The sequence below is a fragment of the Trinickia sp. genome (genome assembly GCF_036503415.1).
In the GTDB taxonomy this organism is placed as follows: domain Bacteria; phylum Pseudomonadota; class Gammaproteobacteria; order Burkholderiales; family Burkholderiaceae; genus Trinickia.
Window position 1 is genome coordinate 17,367 of record NZ_DASXWY010000012.1, and the last position, 16,756, is coordinate 34,122.

13 protein-coding genes are annotated in these 16,756 nt (G+C 64.3%); 7 read left to right on the forward strand and 6 right to left on the reverse strand.

Going from position 1 to position 16,756, the window contains the following annotated elements; all coding sequences use genetic code 11:
- Window positions 1-34 precede the first annotated feature (34 nt).
- The 3 genes from VGL01_RS02435 to VGL01_RS02445 all read right to left on the reverse strand — a co-directional run bounded on the left by VGL01_RS02435 (window position 35) and on the right by VGL01_RS02445 (window position 6,328).
- Window positions 35-997, reverse strand: coding sequence for a chemotaxis protein (locus tag VGL01_RS02435; RefSeq protein ID WP_331566708.1), 963 nt, complete (start codon window positions 995-997; stop codon window positions 35-37).
- 194 nt (window positions 998-1,191) lie between these two features.
- Window positions 1,192-5,586, reverse strand: a complete 4,395-nt coding sequence (locus VGL01_RS02440; protein ID WP_331566710.1) for a DEAD/DEAH box helicase — start codon at window positions 5,584-5,586, stop codon at window positions 1,192-1,194.
- 31 nt (window positions 5,587-5,617) lie between these two features.
- Entirely contained in the window at window positions 5,618-6,328 is a 711-nt protein-coding gene (locus tag VGL01_RS02445) for a BPSS1780 family membrane protein (RefSeq protein ID WP_331566712.1), read from the reverse strand.
- Between the two features lie 419 nt (window positions 6,329-6,747).
- On the opposite strand from VGL01_RS02445, the gene VGL01_RS02450 reads away from it, so the two are divergent.
- The 5 genes from VGL01_RS02450 to egtD all read left to right on the forward strand — a co-directional run bounded on the left by VGL01_RS02450 (window position 6,748) and on the right by egtD (window position 12,666).
- Window positions 6,748-7,179, forward strand: coding sequence for a DUF29 domain-containing protein (locus VGL01_RS02450; RefSeq protein ID WP_331566714.1), 432 nt, complete (start codon window positions 6,748-6,750; stop codon window positions 7,177-7,179).
- Between the two features lie 307 nt (window positions 7,180-7,486).
- Window positions 7,487-9,217 (forward strand): gamma-glutamyltransferase, encoded by a 1,731-nt coding sequence (ggt, locus tag VGL01_RS02455; protein ID WP_331566716.1) that lies wholly within the window; start codon window positions 7,487-7,489, stop codon window positions 9,215-9,217.
- A 127-nt stretch (window positions 9,218-9,344) separates the two neighbouring features.
- On the forward strand, window positions 9,345-10,313 hold the full coding sequence (locus tag VGL01_RS02460; protein ID WP_331566718.1) for a DUF72 domain-containing protein: 969 nt from the start codon (window positions 9,345-9,347) through the stop codon (window positions 10,311-10,313).
- Between the two features lie 81 nt (window positions 10,314-10,394).
- Window positions 10,395-11,645, forward strand: a complete 1,251-nt coding sequence (gene egtB / locus VGL01_RS02465) for an ergothioneine biosynthesis protein EgtB (protein WP_331566730.1) — start codon at window positions 10,395-10,397, stop codon at window positions 11,643-11,645.
- Complete coding sequence (gene egtD / locus VGL01_RS02470) at window positions 11,629-12,666, forward strand: L-histidine N(alpha)-methyltransferase (protein WP_414720156.1); 1,038 nt, start codon at window positions 11,629-11,631, stop codon at window positions 12,664-12,666. The genes egtB and egtD overlap by 17 nt, the downstream gene beginning before the upstream one ends.
- Window positions 12,667-12,669: 3 nt before the next feature.
- On the opposite strand, the gene VGL01_RS02475 is transcribed toward egtD, so the two are convergent.
- Together VGL01_RS02475 and VGL01_RS02480 are read right to left on the reverse strand one after the other, a co-directional pair.
- Window positions 12,670-12,957: a hypothetical protein gene (locus VGL01_RS02475; RefSeq protein WP_331566720.1), complete on the reverse strand. Its 288-nt coding sequence runs from the start codon at window positions 12,955-12,957 to the stop codon at window positions 12,670-12,672.
- A 169-nt stretch (window positions 12,958-13,126) separates the two neighbouring features.
- Window positions 13,127-13,720, reverse strand: coding sequence for a YigZ family protein (locus tag VGL01_RS02480; RefSeq protein ID WP_331566722.1), 594 nt, complete (start codon window positions 13,718-13,720; stop codon window positions 13,127-13,129).
- 331 nt (window positions 13,721-14,051) lie between these two features.
- On the opposite strand from VGL01_RS02480, the gene VGL01_RS02485 reads away from it, so the two are divergent.
- A complete protein-coding gene (locus VGL01_RS02485) occupies window positions 14,052-15,353 on the forward strand; it encodes a UDP-N-acetylglucosamine 1-carboxyvinyltransferase (RefSeq protein ID WP_331566724.1) in 1,302 nt (433 codons plus the stop codon).
- A 64-nt stretch (window positions 15,354-15,417) separates the two neighbouring features.
- On the opposite strand, the gene VGL01_RS02490 is transcribed toward VGL01_RS02485, so the two are convergent.
- Complete coding sequence (locus VGL01_RS02490; protein ID WP_331566726.1) at window positions 15,418-15,954, reverse strand: DUF4142 domain-containing protein; 537 nt, start codon at window positions 15,952-15,954, stop codon at window positions 15,418-15,420.
- Window positions 15,955-16,239: 285 nt separating this feature from the next.
- Here VGL01_RS02490 and VGL01_RS02495 point away from each other — a divergent pair.
- Window positions 16,240-16,756: MgtC/SapB family protein (locus VGL01_RS02495; protein WP_331566734.1), on the forward strand; the 517-nt coding region annotated here is incomplete at its 3' end.

The window sequence follows — 16,756 nt, forward strand, 5'->3', positions numbered from 1 at the left end:
CTTGCGCCGCAAGGAAAATGCCCGCCGTTCCTGCTCAGGCCGCCAGGGCTTGGCGGATGGCGGATGCCAGATCGCCCGCCTGGAACTTGGCCACGTACCCCGTCGCACCCGCGTTCTTGACGTGCGCCTCGTTGGCCGTGCCCGTCAGCGACGAGTGAATGATGACGGGGATGTCGCAAGTGCGTTCGTCGGCCTTGATCTGCCGTGTCAGCATGAACCCGTCCATTTCCGGCATTTCGAGGTCGGTCAGCACCAGCGCGATCTTGTCGCGTGCGCGCACGCCTTCGTCCTGCGCTTCGCGGGAGATCTTGCTGAGAATGTCCCACGCCTCCTGACCCGTCTTGGCGATGATGTATTCGGCGCCGAGCGCGGCCAGGCTTTGCTCGATCAGCTTGCGGGCGAAACCGGAATCGTCGGCCGCCAGAATCTTCGCTCCGGCTTTGACCGTCACGGCTGCGCCGACTTCCTGCGGGTCGACGCTCGGATGCTGCGCCGGAAACACGTCGCGCAGCACCTGCTCGACGTCGACCACCTGCGCGAGCCGGGAGTCGCCGGTATTGCCGTCGATGCGGGCGATGCTCGTGACCGAGCTGCCGCCTGCCGACGCTTCGGCCGAAAGGACCTGATTCCATTCGAGGCGGACGATGTCGTCCACTTCCTCGACCGCGAACGCCTGCGTCGAGCGGGCGAATTCGGTGACGAGCAGGATGTTGAGGCCCCGTGTCGGGTTGCATCCCATGAGCCGCGGCAGATCGATCACAGGGATGATCTGGCCGCGGATATCGACCGCGCCGAGTACGTGAACGGACGAACCGGCGATCGGCGTCACGGCCGGCATCGTCATGATCTCGCGCACCTTGAATACGTTGATGCCGTAGAGCTCGTGCGGATCGCCTTCGTCGCCGGAGGCCGCGCCGAGCCGGAATAGCAGGAGTTCGAACTTGTTCGAGCTGGTCAGATTGGTGCGTTCGTCGATCGAGTGATGATCTGCGGCCATTGAGGCATTCCTCGAGGTTGGACCTGTCGGTACAAGGGTTGCGGCCCCGATTCCGGGCGCGCGTGGGCGCGCCGGGGGCTTACCAGCTTGATAACGGCCGTGAGCGCCGAAAATTGATAGACCCCCGCGTTTGCCCTAGGGAAACTCGTTTTCGTCGGGGTTGGGCGCCGCAACGCGTCGATGGCCCGTGCGCTTCAAACGCGGCGCGTCAATTGCCCGCGCGCCCGTTCGCGTTCGTCGGGGCTGAGCGCCGCAAGGAAATCGAAATGACCGGAGATCAGCGTCGCAATCGGCACGCCATCGCGAAAGACGATGCGGTTCCCCGCGAGCGCAGGGATCTTGTCGCCCGGCAAGATGGTACCGACGAGGTTGAGCGGGTCCGCGCCGCTCACGCAGACCAACGTGCCGTCGCCCGGACGCTTTCGGGTTTCGCGCAAGACCGGAATCGCTTCGGGCAAGGCGAATTGTTCGCCCGACAGCCCGTTGACGAACCTGCCGCCGCGTACTTCGCCGCGCCCCTCCAGACGGTGGAAGGTACGCAGCAGCTCGCGCCAGCGCGGCAGCCACGACGGCTCGCGCTCGAGCAGCTGCCAGCAGACGACGCCATAACGTCGCAGCAATGTCATGGCGACATGTTCGAGTACGTCCGCCGATGCGGCGCTCGAGTGCCGTGCATCGCCGATACCGGCGGGCGCATCCGCGGCCGCGGTCTCTCCGACGGGTGGCCGCCTGATCAACGCCCAGCGCCCGGCATCCGCCATGCCGCCGATGAACGCCCCGTGTCGCGCGCCGCGCCGAGGCCCATGGCGCGCGGTGCGCTGGCGTGCCGCGGCCGGCTGCAGCAGCGCGCGCAGTCCCGCGAAGCTGTCGGCATTGACGAGGCCGGCTGCGACCAGTTCGCCGAGGGCCGCTTCGAGCTCGATGGGCAGCGAGCGCGTCTCGTGAAGCTGCTCGTCGAAAAACATCGCTCCGTGTCGCGCGAGTGCTTCGAAGACGGCGCGGGCGCGGGCAGACAACGCATCGGCGGGAGGCGGCTCGCTCAGCGCCTGCCAGAGCGGCAGGTGGCGGCGAGCGAGCAGCACGATCGGCGTCGAGCGCACAGGTGTACTCGATACGCGGGCGGACGCTTGCGCGAGCCGGGCCCATACGAGCCGGCCCGAGCGGCATAGCGCGTCGAGCGACGTACCCGTGTAGTCGCGAATCCGGCCGGGCAGGATGTCTTCTTCCCACGCGGCGGCGGGCGCCTCGAAGCCTTCGAGTTGCTCGAGCGTGGCCGCGAGCGCGTCGGACCCCATACCGCGGGCGTCGGGCGCAACGCGCTGCCATTCGAACAGAAACCGCATGAAATCGGCACGCTCGACAGGCTCGATCTCGCGACGCAAACGCCGAATCGTATAGCGATGAATCCGTGCGAGTAGATGTCGCTCGCACCATTCGTCTGTGTTCGCGCCCGGTGAAAAGCGGCCGCGCATGACGTAGCCTTGTGCTTCGAGCGCGACGAGCGCCCCGGCAACGGTCGAGGCGGGCAGTGCAAGCGGGCGCGCCAGTTGAGCAACGGTGGAGGGCGGCAGGGCGCTCAGACGCGACCGGACGATCTCGACGAGCGCGTCGGCAGCCGACCCGCCCACATCGAACTGCGCCGGAACGACGAGGCGCGGCTCATACACAGCGTCGGGATAGACCGCGCGAAAAGCGGCAAGCCGCTCGAGCGGCATCCATAGCGCGTCGTCTTGCGCGATCTGCATACGGGTTGCGCGCCCCGAGCGCGCCAACTCCGCGAGCCACGCGGCCCACCCGTCGTTCGACCGAACTTCGCTTTCGCTCGCGCACGCGAGCGTCATCAACGCCTCGTGCATCTCGTCGGCGTTTCGCACGCTGGGCCATGCTTCCTGGCGCACCGTATCGATCGCTTGCGCATCGAGCGCGCCGAGATCGTTGGCGCTGTCGGGCTCGCTGAAACGGCGCGAGAGTACCGCTTGAGTACGGCGCTCTTCGAGCGGAGCGTCGTCGAGGAATGCGTAGGGCCGGGCATTGAGAATTTCGGCGGCGAGCGGAGAGGGCGCCGCGAGCTCGCGCGTCACGAGCGAGACTCTGCCGCTTTCGATTCGACGCAGCAACGCAACCCAGCCGTCGCAATCCATCGCTTCATGCAGGCAGTCGTCGATCGTCTGATCGACAAGCGGATGATTCGGCAGTTCGCGCTCGCCGGCGATGTTCTCGAGGCACGCCACTTGATCGGGGAAGACGGCCGCCAGCAAATCCTCGCTTTTCATGCGCTGCAATTGAGGTGCCGTCTTGCGCCCGCCCGTGAAGCGCGGCAACGCCAGCGAAGTCGTCGCGTTCCAGCGCCAGCGTACGTTGAATAGCGGTGCGTCGAGCAGAGCCTGAGTCAGAACATGCTCGGCCGTATTCGAATGCACATAGCGCCAGACTTCGTCGAGCGGAAAACTATGGGCGCTCGTGAGCGAGAGGACGATGGCGTCCTCGGTTGCCGCGGCTTGCAGCTCGAAGTTGAACGTGCGGCAAAAGCGCTTGCGCAAGGCGAGCCCCCACGCGCGATTGATCCGGCTGCCGAACGGCGAATGGATGACGAGCTGCGCGCCCCCCGATTCGTCGAAGAATCGCTCCATCACGACGGTGTCCTGCGTGGGCAATGTGGTCAGTGCGGCGCGGGCGCGGGCCAGATACTCGACGATCTGCCGCGCGGCGCTCTCGCTCACGTTCAGCTCGCGCATGAGCGTTTTCACTGCTTCATCCACAAGCGTGGGCACCACGGACGATTGCGTCGTATCGTCAGGAGACCTCAGTAACGCATCGATGCGCGCGCGTAGGCGCGAAACGGCGGCGGACAGTTCGTCGCTGCGCCCGGGGGCCTCGCCGAGCCAGAACGGGATGTTCGGAGCTTGCCCCGCCGCATCGACGACGCGCACGCGTCCGGCTTCGACACGAAGGATGCGATAGGCGGTGTTGCCGAGCTGGAAGATATCGCCGGCGAGGCTTTCGACGGCGAAGTCTTCGTTGACTGTGCCGATATTGATGCCTTGCGGCTCGAGCAGCACCGCATAGTCGGCGTTATCGGGAATGGTGCCGCCCGAAGTGACGGCAGTGAGCTTGCCGCCGCGGCGCGCACGCAGCGTGCCGCTCACGATGTCGCGATGCACGTACGCACCGCGCGGCCCATGACGGCTCGTGTAGCCTTCGGCCAGCATGCGCAGCACGGCGTCGAAGCGTTCGCGCGTGAGCGTTGCATACGGCGCGGCATGGCGATAGCACTCGAAAAGCGCATCCTCGCTCCATTCCTCGCAGGCCACCTCCGCCACGATCTGCTGGGCGAGCACGTCGAGCGGCGCACGCGGAACGACGAGCGCATCGAGTTCGCCGCGCCGCGTGCAATCGACGAGGGCGGCGCACTCGACCAGATCGTCGCGCGAAGTCGGAAAAAGGCGGCCTTTCGGCATGCCGCCGACATGGTGTCCCGAGCGGCCCACGCGTTGCAGGAAAGGCGCGATGGCACGGGGCGAGCCGAGCTGACACACGAGATCGACGTCGCCGATATCGATGCCGAGCTCGAGCGAGGCGGTGGCGACCAGCACACGCAGGGCACCCCGCTTCAGCCGCGATTCGGCATCGAGCCGGTGTTCCTTGGCCATGCTGCCGTGATGCGCCGCGACCGCATCCTTGCCGAGCCGCTCCGTCAGATGACGCGCTGCGCGCTCGGCCATGCGGCGGGTATTGACGAAGACGAGCGTCGTGGCATGCGCCGCCGCGAGCTCGGCGAGTCTGTCGTAGACACGGTCCCAGACCTCGTTGGCCATGACGGCTTCGAGCGGGACGGGCGGCAACTCGAGCGCGAGATCGCGCGGGCGGTTGTGGCCCACGTCGACGATCGCGCACTGCGCATGCGGGCCCTGCCCGACCAGAAACTGCGCGACGGTCTCGATCGGCTTTTGCGTGGCGGACAGCCCGATGCGCGGCAGACGACGCTTGCAGAGCGCGTCGAGCCGTTCCAGCGAGAGCGCCAGATGGCTGCCGCGCTTGGTGGCGGCGACAGCGTGGATTTCATCGACGATGACCGTGCGCGTCGTGGCGAGCATTCGGCGGCCCGAGTCGGACGAGAGCAGCACGTAGAGCGATTCGGGCGTCGTGACGAGGATGTGCGGGGCCCGCTGCCGTTGCGCCGAGCGTTCGCGTTGCGTCGTGTCGCCCGTGCGGACCGCCGTGCGGATATCGACGGGCGGCAGCCCGAGCCGGGCCAGTTCTTCCGCGATACCGGCCAGGGGCCGCTCGAGATTGGCATGGATGTCGTTCGACAGCGCCTTGAGCGGCGAGACGTAGACGACGAGCGTTGCGTCCGGCAGCGCGCCGCCCGCGGCGAGCCCGTCGCGCACGAGTTCATCGAGTGCCCATAGAAAAGCCGTCAGCGTTTTGCCCGAGCCGGTCGGTGCGGCGACAAGCGTCGAGCGGCCGCGCCGGATAGGCGGCCATGCACGGCACTGTGCCTCGGTGGGCGCATCGAACGTGCGCTCGAACCACGCGGCGACCGCGGGGTGGAATTCGGCGAGCGCCTCGTGAGCGAGAGAGGGCGTCATGACGTCGATATGTGGGGCTTGCGCTGAACTTTCAAGCCGGCGTATCCGCTCCGGTTCGCCGGTTCGCGAACAGATCGCGGTAAGCCGCAAACGTCGACAGATACGCGAGCGGCGCAAGCACGATGAGGCCGATGCCGAGTGTGACCAGCGCGGCGCCGGCCAGGCCCGCGATGAATACCCCATACACGAGCGCCGCCAGCGGATTGCGCCAGGTCGCGACCGCGCTGGCTTTGAGCGCATCCAGCGGCGGCATGCGTTCGAGCACGATCAGCGCCGGCGCGAGCCAAAGCGTGAGCGCGGCGCCGATGACGGCTACCGCATAGAGTAGCGCGGCGAGCCACGGCGCGCTTGCACTTGCGGCACCGGGCGTGGCGAGTGCGAGCGCATTGAACGATGCTGCCATGCGGCTTGTGGCGAAATCGCAGACGAGCGCGGCTGCCAGTGCGACGAGGCTGGCGGCAAAGAGCGGCTGAGCGTGACGGCGAATGCCGTTGAACGCATCGGCCACGCGTACGGTTCCGAGCGTGCGGCAGTTTTCGGCCGCGGCGCACATGCCGCCGGCCCATAAAACGGTGAATACGGGCGTGAGATCGCTGATCACCGGAATCATGCTGAGCAAAACCGTGACGACGAGGTCGATTGCGCCAAGCGCGACCCATACTGCGGGCCGCACGCGGAACAGCGCCCATCCCTCCACGATCCATTGCGAGCCGTGGTGAGCGGAAACGGTGTGCGTGTACATGGATGATGGCTCCGAAAGGACAACGCCCAGATGACTGACGAGTGCCGATGCCGCGAATTATCCACCAGCAGGCCGCCAGTCACTTGCAGTGCTCGCGGCTCTTAGCCGGAGACCGTTTGCGTAAATGTCTGGTTCAAATAGTACTTTTTTTGCGACGGCGAGCCCCGGTTTCCCCCTCGTTCGCTGCGCGCGCTCGGTTTGCCCAGGCGATGCGTGGAAGGGTATCCGTTCGGCTATATATTCGGCGCGGCTTACGCGTGCGACACTGAAACCGTAGGATGGGCCGCCGGCGACGACGGCCGACCGACTGGATGCACTGGATGCCGACGCGCCAGTGTTATGACGAGGCATATGAATAGAGTGAATTTACGGGAGTGGTTAAAATGGCGCCGTGCGTGACTGAGCTTAGGGGCCGAAAAATGGGAACGAGCTACGAGAAGGACGTGGTGGCATGGGCCAGCGAACAGGCGGCGTTGTTGCGCGCGGGCAAGCTCTCGGCCATCGACGCGGAACATATCGCGGAGGAAATCGAGGACGTGGGTAAAAGCGAACAACGTGAATTGGCGAGCCGCATGGCGGTACTGCTGGCCCACCTCCTCAAGTGGCAGTTCCAGCCCGATCGCAGAGGGGCAAGCTGGACGCGGACCATCGACGCGCAACGGGCGGACATTGCATACGCTCTCTCGGACGCGCCGAGCCTGAAGCCTCGCCTCGAGGACGAGGCGTTCATGCGAGTCGTGTGGAAAAAGGCTCTCGCTCAAGCTGTCAACGAAACCAACATCGATGTGTTTCCAGGGGCGTGCCCTTGGTCAGTCGAGCAGGTGCTCGATGAGCGATTCCTGCCCGAGTGATATGGAAGCAATCGGTTGGATTTGAACCAGCACGCCAGCCTTCGGGCTGGCTTTTTTACGGCCGTTGCGGGGCGCGGTAAGCCGGCTGCCTCCTTAGCCGCTGTTCGGCACTCCTCTCTTTTCTTCTTCTGTCGTTGCCCGGCCGATACAATCGGCGTGCGGCGCTTTCGCATCACTTCTCATTTTTGAGCCTGCTCCAAGCCGTCAACTGCCGCCACGGAATGCGACTACGAAACTTCGTCGTTTCGCAAACCATTTCCGCGTGATATAAGCGCGTGCATACGATGATTTACAAGGAGGGGACTTCATGAGCTCAATCAGCCGCATCAAGGCCACCGCAGCAGGGTGGAGTGTCGTTGCGCTGGCAACGGCATCGCTCGGCCTGATGGAAAGCGTACCGGCCGTCGCCAAGACCGGTACGACGAAACCCGTATTGACGGCATCGGCCATGGCGGTCGCGGATGAGTTCAGCGCCGATGCGGCCGAACAGATCTTCAAGGAAGGCGGCAACGCCGTCGATGCGGCGGTGGCGATCGCCTTCACCCTGGCCGTGACTTATCCCGAGGCAGGCAACATCGGCGGTGGCGGGTTCATGACGCTCTTCGTCAACGGCAAGCCGTACTTCCTCGATTACCGCGAGCGGGCCCCGCTGGCGGCGACGAAGAACATGTACCTCGACAAGGACGGCAACGTCATCAAGGGCATGAGTCTCGTCGGCCCGCGCGCCGTCGGCGTGCCTGGCACGGTGGAGGGAATGTGGGAGGCGCAAAGGCGCTTTGGCCGACTGAAATGGAAGCAGGTCCTCGCTCCGGCCATCCACTACGCGCGCGACGGCTTCGAGGTCAGCGATCAATTGCAGGAGCGTCGGGATAATGCGGCGAAGGACTTCGGCGATAAAACGAACTTCGGCAAATATTTCGGCGGGCTGAATACCGGCGTCACGTTCAAGCAGCCGGAACTCGCTGCGACGCTCACGCGCATCGCCGAGAAAGGCGCGAAAGAGTTCTACGACGGCAAGACGGCCGATCTGATCGCGGCCTCGATGAAAGCGGACGGCGGCCTCATCACGAAACGCGACCTGCAGCAATACAAGGCAGTATGGCGCCAGCCGGTGCAAGCCGACTGGAACGGCTATCACGTGATTACGGCGCCGCCGCCGAGCTCGGGCGGGATCGGGCTCGTGCAGTTGCTGAAGATGAAGGCCGATTTGAAGGACAAGTTCGAGGGCGTGCCGCTCAATTCGGCGAAGTACATTCACCTCGTCGCGGAAATCGAAAAGCGTGTCTTCGCCGATCGCGCGCAATATCTCGGCGATCCCGATTTCTTCAAGGTGCCCGTTGCGCAGTTGATCTCCGACGATTACATCGCCAAGCGCGCGGCCGAGGTCGATCCGGACAAGCCATCGGACACGAAGAGCGTGCAGCCGGGCCTCGGCACCTCGATGCCGGAGAAAGCGGAGACGACCCACTTCTCCGTGATCGACAAATGGGGCAACGCCGTATCGAACACTTACACGATCAACGGTTACTTCGGATCGGGCGTCGTGGCGGACGGCACGGGCATTCTGTTGAACGACGAGATGGACGACTTCTCCGCCAAGCCCGGCGTGGCGAATATGTTCGGCGTGGTCGGCAGCGATGCGAATTCGATCGAGCCGAAAAAGCGTCCGTTATCGTCGATGTCGCCGACGATCCTGACGAAGGACGGCAAAGTGGCGCTCGTCATTGGCACACCGGGCGGCTCGCGCATCTTCACGTCCATCTTCCAGGTCGTCAGCAACGTCTACGACTTCAAGATGCCGTTGCCCGATGCCGTTGCGGCGATGCGCTTTCACCACCAGTTGCTGCCGCCCAACACGATCTTCTGGGAGCCGTACAAGCCGATCGAGGGCGAACTCGCGAAGCAATTGCAGGACATGGGCTATGTCTTGCAGAAGCAGGGCTTCAACGGCGACATCCAGGCCATCGAGATCAACGGCGATACGCCGGAGCCGGCGGCCGATCCGCGCGGACGCGGCGTCACGAGGATCGTTCAATAGAGGCGCTATCGTAGGCCGCGCGCCCCCCGAGGGCGCGCGGCCAATCGAACATTATCGGCATCGCGACTGGAATAGGAACGGTGCTTGCTCGTTCGACCATGTGAAGCAAAGGTCTGATGAACGAGCGATGGCAATTCATATCGGCATTTCCGGCTGGCGCTACGAGGGTTGGCGCGGCGTCTTCTATCCGAAAGGATTGCGCCAGGCGAGCGAACTCGCGTACGCATCGCGAGCCGTCGATACGATCGAAATCAACGGCTCGCACTACTCCTTACAGACGATAGACAGCTATCGGAGCTGGCATGATGCCGTGCCCGAGGATTTCGTATTCAGCGTGAAAGGGCCACGCTACCTCACGCATATGCTGCGTTTTCGCGACGAGTCGGCCCTGCCCGCGATCGCGAATTTCTTCGCCTCCGGCGTGCTCGCCCTCGAAGACAAGCTCGGCCCGTTTCTCTGGCAGTTTCCGCCGAATTTCCCATTCGAGGCGACACGGCTCGAGCGGTTTCTCGCGCTGCTCCCTCCAACGGTGGAAGATGCCGTAACGCTTGCGAAACGACACGATGCGCGCGTGAAGAAACCATGGTGCGAAACGCGACGGGCGGGGCAATTACGCCATGCGGTCGAAATCCGGCACCGCAGTTTTTGCACGCCCGAGTTTCCGGAAATACTGCGACGGCATGGCGTTGCGCTCGTCGTCTCCGACGCCGTGGCCGACTGGCCCTATACGGAAGACGTGACGGCCGATTTTCTCTATTTGCGCCTGCATGGCACCGAAACGCTATACAGCGGCGCTTACTCGGACGCCGCGCTCGAACGCTGGGCCAGACGTATCGCCACATGGGCACGCGGAAGCGAGCCGCGCGACGCAATACGTATTGCGAAGACACCCCTGACACGTACGCCGAGGGATATCTATTGCTACTTCGACAACGACCAGAAAGTGCAGGCGCCTTTCGACGCGCAGCGCCTGAAGCAGTGGCTCGGACGCGAAGGCGTCGCGCTCCGAAAGCGCGACGCCCCGCCGCCGCTGGCCGCGGCCGGCTCGGCGCGGCGCAAGCCGCGCTCCCATGCCGTGCAAGCTTCGCACGAGTAAAGTACAGTGCATGCAAAAGCGGTGGCCGCCACCGATACGATCGGCCGCGCCGGTAGCGCGGATCGGGCCGTGTTTGCCTTGATGAAGGAGCGAAAGCCGATGGGCTGCGATGTATCCCAGCTGCGGCAGGCCTTCGAAGAAGTCCGCCGATACAGCCTCGAACTGACCCGCCCGCTCTCGGCGGAGGATCAACAGGTTCAGTCCATGACGGACGCGAGCCCCACCAAATGGCATCTGGCCCACACGAGCTGGTTCTTCGAAACGGTGCTGCTCGCGCAGCACGTCCCGCGTTACCGGTTTTTCGATGAACGCTATCCGTTTCTCTTCAACTCGTATTACGAAGCGCTCGGGCCTCGCCACGAGCGGGCACAGCGTGGGATGCTCACTCGCCCGTCGCTCGACGAGGTGCATGCCTATCGCCGGCATGTGGATGAAGCAGTGCTGGCGGTGCTCGACGGCGCCGGGCCCGATTTGCTCGAGACGATCGAGCCGATCGTGACGCTTGGACTTCATCACGAACAGCAACACCAGGAACTGATCGTGACGGATGCCCTGCATGCGTTCTCGTGCAATCCTCTCATGCCGGCTTATCGGAACCCCGACGTGGGCGCGCCGCTTTGGCCGACGATGCATGCCGGGCCGATCGAATGGCTGTCCCGGCCAGGCGGCGTTGTCAGGATCGGTCACGAGGGCGGGGATTTTTGCTTTGATAACGAGGCACCCAGGCATGAAGTTTTGCTACGTCCCTACGAAATCGCGCATCGACTCGTCACATGCGGCGACTACACTGCCTTTATCGCGGACGGAGGTTACGAGCGGCCTGAACTCTGGCTCTCGGACGGATGGGCCATGGTGCAGCGCGAAGGGATGCACGCGCCGGCCTATTGGCGGCAGCGCGGGCAGGGCGCCGCATCGGATGCGGCGAGCGTGGACGAATGGCTCGTATTCGGGGTGGGCGGTCTCGAGCCGATGAAGGCCGAAACACCAGTGTCGCAGCTGAGCTTTTATGAAGCCGCGGCGTACGCCGAGTGGGCCGGCGCGAGATTGCCGACGGAGTTCGAATGGGAGGCAGCCTTCGATGCACCGGGCATCGACCAGATGATGGGCCACGTCTGGCAATGGACGCGCTCGTCATACGATCCTTATCCGGGCTTTCGCCCCGTGGCGGGCCTTGCAGCGGAATACAACGGCAAATTCATGGTGGGGCAACTCGTCTTGCGCGGCAGCAGTATCGCGACACCGCCGGGTCATGCCCGTCGCAGTTACCGAAACTTCTTTCCGCCGGCGGCGCGCTGGCAATTCTCTGGAGTACGCCTTGTTCGAGACATCTGACACGTCGGGGCTGACCGGCGCCGGCTCGGGCGCCGCGGCATTCGTCGGCGACATTCGGCAACCACGCGGTGCGAGCAACGCCTTCGAACGCGACCTCGTGGCCGGCTTGTCCGTGAAGCCGCGGCGTGTGGCACCGAAGTATTTCTACGATGCGGCCGGATCTGCGCTTTTCGATCGGATATGCGAATTGCCGGAGTACTACCCGACTCGGACGGAGTTCGCCATCCTCGAGCGCAATGCTCGTGCGATCGCGGAATGTATCGGCCCGCGCGCGGATATCGTCGAGTTCGGCGCAGGATCGCTCTCGAAGATCCGGCGCTTGCTCGATGCATTCGAGCCCGCGCATGCCCCGCGCCGTTTCTTTCCGATCGATATTTCAGCGGACCATCTCGAGGGTGCGGCGCGCAGACTTCATGCCGACTATCCATGGCTGCACGTACACCCGGTGGGAGCCGACTATATGCAGGAGGGCGCGCTCGGTGACCTGGAGGCCGCATCGGAGCGCCGTGTCGGGTTCTTTCCGGGCTCGACGATCGGCAACCTCGACCCGGACGAGGCGCGCGGCTTTCTACGTCGGGCGGCGCACCTGCTCCAAGGCGGCGGCCTCTTGATCGGTGTCGATCTCGTGAAGGACCCGGACGTCTTGCACCGCGCTTATAACGATCGGCAAGGCGTCACCGCCGCGTTCAATTTGAATTTGCTTCGGCGTGCCAACGAAGAGCTGGGAGCCGATTTCGAGTTGAGCCGTTTCGCGCATTACGCGTTTTACGAGCCGCGCCGACAGCGTATCGAAATGCATCTCGTGAGCCGTTGCGCGCAGACGGTCAGGCTCGGTCGACACGCCTTTGCGTTCGATCAGGGCGAGAGCATTCACACGGAGAACTCGCACAAGTTCACGATCGAGGGCTTCCGCGCGCTTGCGGTATCGACGGGATTCGAGCCGGGTCCCGTCTGGACAGACGAGGCCCGGCTTTTCAGCGTGCATTGGCTCGCCAGTCCGCCAGCACGAGCGAGCCGTTGATCGTCAATAACCGCCCCAACGGCGTTCGCGCCACTGGTGTTCGCGCCATTCATGCTCGCGCCATTCGCGGCGGCGCCACTCGCGCGCGCGCCAGTCGTCGCCGCGGTAATAGCCTACCGCCACGGGTGCCGCGTAGGCCGGTGCCGGGGGCGCCACGTAGACGGGTTGCGGAGCCACATATACCGGCGCGGGGATGCCGACGCCGATGGCCAGATCGACGTGCGCGGATGCCGCGCTCGAGACACCCAATACCGTCAGGCCGATCAATGCTCCCACGAGCTTCTTGTTCATCGCGCTACTCCTTGCACTCCATGTGCGTTGTTTTGACCACGGAGCCAGTGTAGGGGCCGCGCGCTGACACAGGTGAAAGCGGCTTGCGAGATCGGTAACGCTGCATTACGGGCCGCAAGCCTTGCCCAGAGCGGAGTTCGGGCCGCACAGCCCGACGAGCGCAGCGCAATCAGGAGTCTTCGGGGAACGCGGCGCGGCCCTGCGTGAGATCGCGCAACGTAGTGCGCGCGGCCTCGATTTCGCTCGCCGGCATCTGCATGGCGAGCCATACCTGCGCACCATGGCGGCTCTCGAGGAGCACGACGTCGTGCTGCTCCATCCACCGTCGCGCGCGTGCCTCGTCCGCATAGCTGAGCTCGACGGCCAACCGTGCCTGAGCGATGCGCTCGACACGTTGCGCCTCACCCAGCGCGGTGGCAATGGCATCGGTATAGGCACGCACGAGGCCGCCCGCGCCGAGCTTGACGCCGCCGTAGTAGCGAACGACGGCGCCGAGCACGCTATCGAGATCGTGATGGCGCAGGACTTCGAGAATCGGGCGGCCGGCCGTGCCGGACGGCTCTCCATCGTCCGACATGCCGGACTGCCCTCCGGCGAGCAGTGCCCAGCAAACGTGTGTGGCACCGGGATGCGCATCGCGCAACTGCCGCAGCGCCCCCATTGCCGCGTCCCGATCGGCGACGGGCAGCGCATGCGCGATGAAGCGGCTTTTGCGGATTTCGAGTTCGGCCGTGACCGGCGCGGCAAGTGTGAAGACGGGCAAATCGGTGGACGAAGAGAGCGGGATGCGCCAGTTTAACGCACCGGCCGGGAGGCGCTCGCCTGCCGCCGGCTGGCTGAACGGGCTTCGCGCGGACCCACGCGACTTATCCCCAGATATTGGGGGCAAACCTGTGTATAACCCGCCGGGAGTCCATGTAAGTGCTTGATGCGAAAGCATGTGGATCGCAGCGATACGAACCTGAGCAGGCTCGAACGATTCGCGCGGACTCGCGGCGATCGAGCCGGGATGCCCGATTTCGGACCGGCCGCCGCCCGACGATGGCATGATATGCGCCTTGGCCTTTTTCGTTCGCTCACCGCTCATCCCCAATATGTCTGACCTTATCGTTCACGGCGGCCTTCCGCTGCGCGGCGAAATCACGCCTTCGGCCAACAAGAACGCCGTTCTGCCGATTCTTTGCGCCACCTTGCTGACCGATGCGCCGTTGCGGCTCATCGGCGTGCCCGACATCACCGATGTCAGGAAAATTCTCGATATTTTTCGCACGCTAGGCAGCGAGGTCTCGATGGACTTCGCGACCGGGGTGCTCGAGCTCCATCATCGCGCGACCGTGTTCGACCCGAGTTGCCATCACCTGCCCGAGGAGATGCGCTCGTCGATCATGCTCGTGCCGCCGCTGCTTGCACGCTTTCGCGTGGCGCGCCTCGAAAACGACGTCAAGGGTTGCACGCTCGGTGTACGGGAGATAGATCCGCACGTCGAGGTGTTCGAACGTTTCGGCGCGCGCATCGAGCGCACGAACGGCTCGCTGATCGTACGCAGTGACGCCGCCATGCGCGCGAACGATCACTGGCTCGATTACGCCTCCGTGACGACGACCGAGAACTTCGTGCTCTGCGCCGCGGCCGCAGCGGGGACGTCGACGCTGGTCAATGCCGCATCCGAGCCGCACGTGCAGGAGTTTTGCCGGTTCATCGCGATGTTGGGCGTACCCATCGACGGTATCGGTACATCGCGGCTCGCCATCTCCGGTGGCTGCAAGCTCGGCGGCGGAGAGTTCCGATTCGACGAGGATTTCCACGAGATCGCCACGTTTCTCGCGCTGGGCGCGATCACGGGCGGCGATATCGCGGTCAAAAACAGTGCGCCCGAGCAGTTCCCGTTGATCGACAGGACGTTCGCCAAGTTCGGCATCGATGTCGTCCATCGCGATGGCTGGTCGCGCGCCCGGCGCGATGGGCCACTACGCGTGCGCACGCCGTTTACGCCCAACATCCTGACCAAGATCGAGGCGGCGCCATGGCCGTATCTGCCCGTAGATCTTCTGCCGATTTTCATTGCGCTCGGTGTGCGCGCGCAAGGCAGCGCCATGTTCTGGAATAAGGTGTATGACGGTGCAATGGGCTGGTCCGTCGAGCTATCGAAGTTCGGCGCGCACGTGTTTCTTTCGGACCCGCATCGGCTCATCACGTTCGGCGGTATCCCGCTCACGCCGGCCAAGGTGGAGAGCCCCTATATCATCCGCGTGGCCATCGCGCTTTTCATGGTGGCGGCCAGCATCGAAGGGCAATCGGTCATCAAGAACGCCCTGCCGATCCGGCGCGCGCATCCGCATTTCGTCGAGAACCTGCGCTCTGTCGGTGCCAACGTCGAATGGACGAGTACGGAGTAAAGCGATGCGCACCGGCACGCGTATCGCGTGCCGGCCGCTGTGCCCAGTGCGGGCAGTCGATCGCTTATTCGCTCACGCCTTTTTTCTTGGCGAGGGATTCGGCCATCTGATAATGCTTTTCGATTACGGGAAGCTCTTTTTGCGCGAATTTCTTGAGATCCGCGTTCTGCCCGCTCTCGATTTCCTTCTTGAAGGCGGCCACTGCTTCTTCGTGGCCCTTCACTCCGAGCTTGCTGATGTAGGCTCGATCGAACTCCTTACCCTTGAGCCCGCGTAGGGAATCGAGCAGCTCGGTGTCCGAGTTGTCCTTCGGGGCCGTCACATCGTGAGGCGCCGCTGCCTTGAGCTGCACCGTCATCTTCGTGTGGTCGTACATCATGTGACGTGCGAACGATTTCACATCCTTGTCGTTCGAATGCGATTGCGCGAGCTTGCCCGCGTCGATTTCGGTCGACGACGACTTCGTTGCCGCCTGTACGAAGTTGCGATCGGGTTCGGGTAGCGGATTGGCCGACGTTGTCGACGCGGCCTCGGTTTGCGCATTGCCGAGCCCGGGGATCAACAACGCGCAGCAGGCCAAAGCCAAGAACGAACGCTTCATAACGGCTCCTCGAATGATTGGGAATAAACCAGCCCGATGCCGACGAGGCGCTGGGCTGCGGTACGGATAAGGCACCGCAAACAACGTACCGCTTCTCACCGAAAGCACGTCCGCGCGGTGGGTTGCGGCTGCGCAGCATGCTTGCGTAAGACTTGCAATGCGATGAGCCGATGTTGCCGGAGCCTGGCAATCGAGCAAGGCAGCGCGCGCCTCGGCGCGGTCGAACGGGCCCGCCGCTTGCTCGACGGTCGGTGGAATCGACACAAGGAGGCGCTTGCGCTCGCCATGGATACGATGCCGCTCGTGCTCGGTTGGGAAGCTGTTGCGATCCGGCTCGTCTTTGCGCTCGGAACCGGGTTTATCTTTGGCTTCAATCGCAGCGAATCGGGAAAGACAGCCGGCCTGCGCACGACGATTCTCGTATGCCTTGCTTCCTGCATCGCGATGCTGCAAGTCAACGCTTTGCTGCCGCAGGCCGGAAAGCATCCGGACTCGTTTCCGACGCTCGACTTGATGCGTTTGCCGCTCGGTGTACTGACTGGCATGGGTTTCATCGGCGCGGGCGCGGTGATGCGCAAAGACGGACTCGTCACCGGAGTGACGACCGCGGCCACGTTGTGGTTCGTGACGATCGTCGGCTTATGTATCGGCGGCGGGCAATATCGGCTGGCGGTCAGCGCGATCGTACTGGGCGTGGCCGTTCTATGGGGACTGCACTACGTCGAACAGCGCATGCACCGCCGCAAGAGCGCGTGGCTCACCGTCGAGTACGGGGCGGGCAGCGAATGTCCGTCCCGGCTCG

Excerpts from the sequence above, each read along its gene's own strand:
- VGL01_RS02435 (WP_331566708.1), bottom strand. The coding sequence starts at position 997 with ATGGCCGCAGATCATCACTCGATCGACGAACGCACCAATCTGACCAGC.
- VGL01_RS02440 (WP_331566710.1), bottom strand. The coding sequence starts at position 5,586 with ATGACGCCCTCTCTCGCTCACGAGGCGCTCGCCGAATTCCACCCCGCG.
- VGL01_RS02445 (WP_331566712.1), bottom strand. The coding sequence starts at position 6,328 with ATGTACACGCACACCGTTTCCGCTCACCACGGCTCGCAATGGATCGTG.
- VGL01_RS02450 (WP_331566714.1), top strand. The coding sequence starts at position 6,748 with ATGGGAACGAGCTACGAGAAGGACGTGGTGGCATGGGCCAGCGAACAG.
- ggt (WP_331566716.1), top strand. The coding sequence starts at position 7,487 with ATGAGCTCAATCAGCCGCATCAAGGCCACCGCAGCAGGGTGGAGTGTC.
- VGL01_RS02460 (WP_331566718.1), top strand. The coding sequence starts at position 9,345 with ATGGCAATTCATATCGGCATTTCCGGCTGGCGCTACGAGGGTTGGCGC.
- egtB (WP_331566730.1), top strand. The coding sequence starts at position 10,395 with ATGAAGGAGCGAAAGCCGATGGGCTGCGATGTATCCCAGCTGCGGCAG.
- VGL01_RS02475 (WP_331566720.1), bottom strand. The coding sequence starts at position 12,957 with ATGAACAAGAAGCTCGTGGGAGCATTGATCGGCCTGACGGTATTGGGT.
- VGL01_RS02485 (WP_331566724.1), top strand. The coding sequence starts at position 14,052 with ATGTCTGACCTTATCGTTCACGGCGGCCTTCCGCTGCGCGGCGAAATC.
- VGL01_RS02490 (WP_331566726.1), bottom strand. The coding sequence starts at position 15,954 with ATGAAGCGTTCGTTCTTGGCTTTGGCCTGCTGCGCGTTGTTGATCCCC.